This is a genomic window from Thomasclavelia sp. (assembly GCF_017889095.1).
GTDB lineage: Bacteria > Bacillota_I > Bacilli_A > Erysipelotrichales > Coprobacillaceae > Thomasclavelia.
Genome location: NZ_JAGHEW010000013.1, coordinates 1 through 7,554 on the forward strand (window position 1 = coordinate 1; position 7,554 = coordinate 7,554).

Genomic DNA, 7,554 nt, shown 5'->3' on the forward strand with positions numbered 1-7,554 from the left:
AACAATGGTACATTGTTCTTCAGGCGGGTCAAAAAGATTATGAAAGAGATAATTCCTCATGGAATATCTAATTATATTAGTAGTAATCTTATATTTAGTAAGGTCTAAAGAAGACTAACTAAATAAAGGACCCGCTTATAAACAGCGAAAAGGATGAGCCAGCACTCATCCTTTTCATTTGGAATATCTAATTGCATTTATATAATTGCATATTTATCATCAAAAATCAAGTGTTATTTTTGCTTTCAGGTATTTTTCATGAATACTTTTGAAAACATGATATTTTTAAATCTTAAACATTTCTTGATTATTTACCAGTAGGAATAAATGGTGAAATTACTGATGCAACAGCACTAATTGGCATTGATTGTAAGACGATTTTACCAGGGCCAGTAATTACAGTATTAAAGAAACCTTCACCACCTAAGAATTTATTTTTCATGCCTTTAACACTTTGAATTTCCATTTTGCAAGTGGCATCCATCATGGCTAGATAACCAGTATCAATAACCATTTGTTGACCTGGTAATAAATCATATTCAATGGCAGTACCGTCAATTTCTAAGAAAACTAATCCATTACCACTAATTTTATTCATGATAAATCCTTCACCGCCAAAGAAACCAGTACCTACTTTTTTATTGAAAAAGACTGACATTTCTACTCCCTGCGTTGATGCTAAAAAAGTAGATTTTTGAATAATTATTTCATGATTTGGATCGATATTTACTGCTTTAATTGATCCTGGAAATGATGAAGCAAAAGCAATCATACCGTCATCATTAGCTGTATAGCGATTTTGAAACATCGTTTCACCACTAAACATTCTACCAAAGGCTTTACCAACGCCACCACTAACAGTTTCCATTTTCATAACCGGATCCATCCAGCTCATTGCTCCACTATCAGTAGTCATTGATTCTCCCTTTTCTAAATGACAAATTACAACTGGTAAGTTGCCTCCCTTAATTTCATATTTCATTTTTAATATCTCCTTCTATAATCTTATTTATTAATTGCAATACAAACGGGTGCTGGTATTTTTAAAGTATTTACCGTTCTAGCAAGCTGTTCTTCAGCTTCATCAAAAGTAAATAGCTCGATTTCATCATCGTCTTGAGCACCAACGATTAGATATTTGTCATTGATGATATTAAAATCTCGAGGACTTTTACCAGTGTGTACCATATATAGTAAGTTTACTTTACCCGTTTCTTTGTTTACCCGATATAAAGCAATACTGTCATGACCACGATTGGAAATAAATAAGTGATTTCCCGAGTCACTTAAACGAATGGCACTAGCACTTGAAAAATCATGGAAATGCCTAGGCGTTGTATGAATTACCTGAATCAAATTAAGATATTGATCGTTGTATTTAAATACCATTAAGTTATTAGCAATCTCATTGACTAAATAAGCAAAACGACCATCTTTAGAAAAAATCATATGTCGTGGTCCAGAACCAGGAACAACATTTAGATTATGGGTAGCATCTTCTTCAAGCAAACCATCATTATAAGTATACATAATTACTTTATCAGCCCCTAAATCAACCGCATAAACATATTTTTTATCAGGGGTAATACCAACACAGTGACAATGAGGTCCGGTTTGACGTTTAAGTAAATCAGGACCAAGACCAGTATGATGAACGGCATTTATCTTTTGTTTAATATAATTGTTTTCTAATAAATATGATGCTGTAGAACCAACATGATAGTTAGCTGCAAATAGATAACGTGAATTATCACTAATGCATAAATGGGTATAAGAACGACCGTTTGAATTATAATTATTATTAGGAATTAGTTCATCTTTATAGATTGAAAAACTACCAATTCCCCCACCGTTATTAATTCTTCCAGCATTTTTATAAGCTGCAAATAAAGTATTATTTTTAGTAATCATATAAGCTGGATAATCAGGGGTAACGATATGCTGTACTAATGAAAACTGGTTAGTTTCTTCGTTTAATTTAACAATATAAATTCCCTTGTCATCATTCTTTCCGTAGCTAGATACATAGAATATAAGCATTGCAAAACCTCCTTAATATTATTTTACCATAAAGTTGATTTAAAAGGGGTAGCAAATAGCATTTTTTAATAAATATTAATATTAAATCAATTAATAAATTTATTAATCAAAAAAGCTCATATCAAAAAGATTAATAATATTTTTTTATTAAATTGCAGTTTTCGTATCTTTACCTTAGAGATAAAATGTTATATAATAAATGAAATAAATTGGAGGAAGAAATTATGGATGAGAACTTATTATTAACATTACTTCATAACAACGCTAGATTATCGGTTACTGATTTAGCGATGGCTTTAAATGAAAGTGAAGAAAATGTTGAAAAGACAATCAGCCAGTTTGAAAAAGATAAAGTTATCTGTGGGTATCATACGATTATTAACTGGGATCGTACAAGTGTTGATAATGTAATGGCGATGATTCAAATCAATGCAACACCAGAAAGAGAATACGGTTATGATCGAATCGCTAAAAAGATCTATTCTTTTCCTGAAGTTGATACAATGTATTTGCTTAGTGGCAGTTTTGAATTTGTAGCAATCGTTAAAGGGCACACAATGCAAGAAGTAGCTCGTTTTGTGGCTTCAAAATTAGCACCTTTAGAAGGAGTAACAGGTACTGCAACAATGTTTGTTTTAAAACAATATAAAAATAATGGAATTAGCTTTGATGATGACGATAAAGATGTTGGCGAAAGGCTATTGGTAACACCATAATGGATTTTAATAAAGTCTTAAATAATACCGTTAGAGATATACCGCCTAGTGGTATTCGTAAATTCTTTGATCTAGCAAGTGAAATGGAAGGAGTTATTTCTTTAGGGGTTGGGGAACCTGATTTTGATACTCCTTGGAAAATTAGAGAAGCTGCTATCTATTCAATAGAGCAGGGGAAAACATTTTATACTGCTAATCAAGGATTAGTGGAATTAAGAAAAGAAATTTGTCGTTATCAAAAAAGAAGATTTAATTTAGATTATGATTATGAAAAAGAATGTTTAGTAACAGTTGGGGGTTCTGAAGCAATTGATTTAGCATTTCGCAGTTTGATCAATCCTGGGGATGAAGTAATTTTATTGCAGCCTAGCTATGTTGCTTATACGCCAGGAGTTGAATTAGCTGGTGGGAAAGTTGTTAATATTGAATTAAAAGAAGACAATGAATTCAAATTAACGCCTGAACTTTTACAAGCAGCTATTAGTGATAAAACTAAAGTACTTTTATTGAATTATCCTAGTAATCCTACTGGTGGGGTAATGACTAGAGAAGATTATGAAAAAATTGTTCCAATTATTAAAGACAATGGAATCATTGTCGTAACTGATGAAATTTATGCCGAATTAACTTATGGAGCTAAGTTTTGTTCCATCGCTGCTTTTCCAGAAATAAAAGATCAAGTAATTTTGGTTAGCGGTTATTCAAAGGCTTATGCGATGACGGGATGGCGACTTGGATATGTTTTAGCCAATCCAATCTTTATTAAAGCAATGAATAAAATTCATCAATACGTAATTATGTCAGCTCCTACTGGGGCTCAATATGGAGCTATTGAAGCAATGCGCCATTGTGACAATGAAATTGAAACAATGCGCCAAGCTTATATGTTAAGAAGAAATTATATTGTTAAGGCATTTAATGATATGGGATTGCATACCTTTACACCACAAGGAGCATTTTATGTTTTTCCATGTATTAAATCAACCGGTCTAACTTCACAACAATTTTGTGAAGAGTTATTAAAAGATCAATTAGTTGCTTGTGTACCTGGTGATGCTTTTGGTAAAGCTGGGGAAGGCTATGTTCGGGTTTCTTATGCTTATTCAATTGAACAAATTAAAGAAGCAACGACTAGAATAAAAGCATTTTTACAAAAATTAAATAAGTAATTTAAAAGATCATAGATCATTTACGATTTATGGTCTTTTTTCATTGTAACATAAAATTTGTATTGTAACATTTTTTATGTTACAACGAAAAAAGATGTTACGATGAATATTAATTTTATACATTTAATGATAATTAAAAGAAAATAATATAATTTATTAAATCTTATAATGAGGATAAAATCATCACAATTTAATCTTTAAAAATATATGACCAGTTAAATGTCAATTGTTTTGTTAAGAGTTTGTAAACTATGTTAAGAATTTGTAAATTTGCTATACTAAAAATAGATTAAGTAATATAATTATCCAAAAATCTTGGAGGTGTTATAGTTGGAAAAAGAGAGACCCATGTATTATAAAGTTGGTTTAAGTGATGAAGAAGTACAAGAGCGAATTAGTCAGGGTAAAGTAAATGGTGTTAGTAAACCAGCTAGTAAAAGTTATGGGCAGATTGTTAAGGATAATGTTTGCACGTTATTTAATTTATTAAACTTTTTGATTTTTATAGCTTTAGTTTTAGTCCAGGCCTGGTCAAATTTAGTATTTATTTTAATTATTATTGCGAATGCATTAATTGGTATTTATCAAGAAATTAAAGCTAAAAAATTAGTTGATCAATTGTCAATTCTAACAAAACCTACAATTACAGTTGTTCGTAATGGAAAACATGTAGTTGTTGATATAAATGAGATTGTTTTAGATGATATTTTAGTTTTAGAAAGTGGCAATCAGGTTTGCAATGATGCTACGGTTATTCGCGGAATGATTGAAGCTAATGAATCATTACTGACCGGAGAATCTGATCCAATCAATAAACCAATTGGTGGACATTTACTTTCAGGAAGTAGTGTTGTTTCAGGTAAGTGTTATGCCAGAGTTAAAAATGTTGGGGATGATAATTATGCAACGACTTTAGTAAAACAAGCTCAGCAAGTAAAAGAACAAAATTCTGAATTATTAGATTCAATGAAAAAGGTTACTAAAGTAACTACTTTTATGATCATACCTTTAGGAATTATATTGTTTATTGAAGCTTTATGGCTTCGTCAGGATGTTTTATTTGAAGCAGTTGTTTCTTCAGCAGCCGGTTTATTAGGAATGTTACCTAAAGGCTTAGTTTTATTAACGAGTGTATCGCTTGCCAATGGGGTAGCTAGATTAGCTAATCGTAAAGTATTAGTACAAGATCTATATTCATTAGAAACATTATCTCATGTTGATGTTTTGTGTCTGGATAAAACAGGTACGATTACTAATGGAAAAATGAAAGTAGAAAAGGTATTTACCCTAGGAACCAATGATGCTTTTGATATCAATGAAGTGATGGGTTCGTATTTAAAATGCAGTGATGATAATAACGCAACTTTCCAGGCGATGGATGATTATTTTAGTGAAAATGATAAGTATACGCATACTAAAAAAATTCCTTTTTCTTCACTTCGTAAATGGAGTGCTATCGAGTTTAAAGATCTAGGAACTATTGTAGTTGGGGCAGCTGAAAAAATCATGGCTGGAAAAGTACCCGATGAAATTACTAACTTGATGTTAGAAGGAATGCGGGCTTTAGCTATTGGTTTTACAACCGAAACAGTTAAAGACGATCAGCCTTTACCTAAATTACAACCATTAATGGCAGTTATTTTATCAGATACAATTAGAGAAAACACTAAAGAAACTTTAGCTTATTTCCATCAAGAAGGAATCGAAGCTAAAATTATTTCTGGTGATAATGTTAACACAGTTATGGCAATCGCTAAAAAAGCTGGTGTGCTTAATTATGATCGCTGTATTGATATGTCAACAGTAAGTGATGATCAAATTCAAGAAGCAGTTAGAAAATATACTGTTTTTGGGCGCGTTACGCCAAGTCAAAAGAAAGAAATCGTGGAGGTTTTAAAAGCTGATGGTCATCATGTGGCAATGACTGGTGATGGGGTCAATGATTTATTGGCTTTAAAAGAAGCCGATTGTTCAATTGCCATTGCCGATGGAAGTGATGCTTCGAAACAAATTTCACAAGTAGTTTTATTGAACAGTGATTTTACATGTTTACCAGATGTGTTATTAGAAGGACGTAAAGTTGTTAATAATGTTACAAGAGTAGCGGGAGTATTTTTTATTAAAACAATATATACGGTACTATTATCGTTGTTTTGTGTATTGACAAATACACCATTTCCATTTATTCCCCTGCAAATTACTTTAATTGATTTATTAATTGAAGCAATGCCTTCGTTTATGACTATTTTTGAAGGGGATACTAAAAAAATTACCGGTAAATTTTTACCAAAAGTATTTAGTAAAGCAACAGGTAATGCACTTGCCATTGTTATCTTGTTTATCATGATAATGTTATTTAAAAATAGTTTAGGGTTAAATCATTTAGAAATGATTACTTTAATGTATTATCTTTTAGGGAATATTTCAATGATTGCTGTTGTTCGATCATGTTATCCTTTTACTAAATTAAGAATATTAATTTGTGTCATGATGATTGGTGGTTTTATTGCGGCAGTAGTTTTGTTTAACAGTATTTTACATTTAGCGACAATTAGTATTTCAATATTAATCAAAGCGGTTATTTTAACGGCTATTGGTGTATTGATTGAAAGAGGAATTCATAAGTTATTAAAAGGGTTAATTAAATAGAAGAAAAAAACATTAATATTTAGCGATATTAATGTTTTTTATTGATTGTTTTTTAGATATTCTAGATACATAAATGCAATCATTGATTCAATTGTAATTAAAGCATAGGGATGACTGGCATAATCTTTTCGAGAATTATAAAATATATATTCATCGACATAAGGAAAATTACATTCTTGATTAGATGTAATCAAGACAATCTTAGGTTTATTTTTTTGATTATGAAAAGGCGTAGTTCGTGGATATAAACGATTAAAATACGAACCAGATTCAGAAAAAATAATAATTAAAGTATCTTTAGTAGCATTATTAATAAATTCAATTTGATTAGTAAACTTAATATGAGTAAAAATTAATTTACCATTAGTTTGCAGGTCATATTGAAGATTTAAAGCAATGCTTTCTGAATGCATATAACCAAAGGCACCGATATTTTGATAGTTATAAATATCTTTAACTAAAGAATTAATTTGCTGGTACAATTTATCGGTGTATAGATTATTCAAATTATCAGTAATTGAATTAATATATGATTTAAATGGATTTTCATGATCAAATGATTGAAAATTGAATTTGTTATTAGCGTAACGATACTTTAAAGGTACTTGAATAATTTGTGATTTTAAAGTATTAAAATTATTTAAGCCAATTTCTTTACAAAATCGAGAAATACTGGAGTTGGAAACAAAGCATTCATTAGCTAAATCAGAAATTGATAAATCTTCAAGTGAATGAAGATTCTCTAAAAGATATTTAGCGATTTTATAATTATTAGAATCAATTGGTTCACTATTGATAGTTGATAATAAAATAATTGTTAGATTAAAGATATCCATCACCAGCTTTCATAAATGTTTTAGTTATTATAGCATGGTGGTTATTTGCTTGACAACTAAAACTAAACTTTTATAACTAGTGTTTTAGCTAACTTATCATGAAAAGATTGACTTTTTTTATTAAAATAAGCATAAATAATTGAA

Annotated in this window: 6 protein-coding genes; 3 read left to right on the top strand and 3 right to left on the bottom strand. The window is 30.2% G+C overall.

Annotation, left to right across the window (positions count from 1 at the left end; genetic code table 11):
- Positions 1-307: 307 nt before the first annotated feature.
- Both J7M77_RS00420 and J7M77_RS00425 read right to left on the bottom strand, forming a co-directional pair.
- The gene (locus J7M77_RS00420; protein WP_296874915.1) at positions 308-982 is read right to left on the bottom strand and encodes a TIGR00266 family protein; all 675 of its coding nucleotides are present in this window, start codon (positions 980-982) and stop codon (positions 308-310) included.
- A gap of 23 nt (positions 983-1,005) precedes the next feature.
- Entirely contained in the window at positions 1,006-2,040 is a 1,035-nt protein-coding gene (locus tag J7M77_RS00425; protein WP_296874917.1) for a lactonase family protein, read from the bottom strand.
- A gap of 224 nt (positions 2,041-2,264) precedes the next feature.
- Between J7M77_RS00425 and J7M77_RS00430 the strand changes: the two genes are divergently transcribed.
- The 3 genes from J7M77_RS00430 to J7M77_RS00440 all read left to right on the top strand — a co-directional run bounded on the left by J7M77_RS00430 (position 2,265) and on the right by J7M77_RS00440 (position 6,574).
- Positions 2,265-2,756 carry an Lrp/AsnC family transcriptional regulator gene (locus J7M77_RS00430; RefSeq protein ID WP_296874919.1) on the top strand — a complete coding sequence of 164 codons (492 nt, stop codon included), beginning with the start codon at positions 2,265-2,267 and terminating at the stop codon, positions 2,754-2,756.
- Positions 2,756-3,925 (top strand): aminotransferase class I/II-fold pyridoxal phosphate-dependent enzyme, encoded by a 1,170-nt coding sequence (locus J7M77_RS00435; RefSeq protein WP_296874921.1) that lies wholly within the window; start codon positions 2,756-2,758, stop codon positions 3,923-3,925. The genes J7M77_RS00430 and J7M77_RS00435 overlap by 1 nt, the downstream gene beginning before the upstream one ends.
- 330 nt (positions 3,926-4,255) lie before the next feature.
- Entirely contained in the window at positions 4,256-6,574 is a 2,319-nt protein-coding gene (locus J7M77_RS00440; protein WP_296874923.1) for a cation-translocating P-type ATPase, read from the top strand.
- 38 nt (positions 6,575-6,612) lie between these two features.
- Here J7M77_RS00440 and J7M77_RS00445 read toward each other — a convergent pair whose 3' ends face one another.
- Positions 6,613-7,410: a MurR/RpiR family transcriptional regulator gene (locus J7M77_RS00445; protein ID WP_296874925.1), complete on the bottom strand. Its 798-nt coding sequence runs from the start codon at positions 7,408-7,410 to the stop codon at positions 6,613-6,615.
- Positions 7,411-7,554: the final 144 nt, after the last annotated feature.

Excerpts from the sequence above, each read along its gene's own strand:
- J7M77_RS00420 (WP_296874915.1), bottom strand. The coding sequence starts at position 982 with ATGAAATATGAAATTAAGGGAGGCAACTTACCAGTTGTAATTTGTCAT.
- J7M77_RS00425 (WP_296874917.1), bottom strand. The coding sequence starts at position 2,040 with ATGCTTATATTCTATGTATCTAGCTACGGAAAGAATGATGACAAGGGA.
- J7M77_RS00430 (WP_296874919.1), top strand. The coding sequence starts at position 2,265 with ATGGATGAGAACTTATTATTAACATTACTTCATAACAACGCTAGATTA.
- J7M77_RS00435 (WP_296874921.1), top strand. The coding sequence starts at position 2,756 with ATGGATTTTAATAAAGTCTTAAATAATACCGTTAGAGATATACCGCCT.
- J7M77_RS00445 (WP_296874925.1), bottom strand. The coding sequence starts at position 7,410 with ATGGATATCTTTAATCTAACAATTATTTTATTATCAACTATCAATAGT.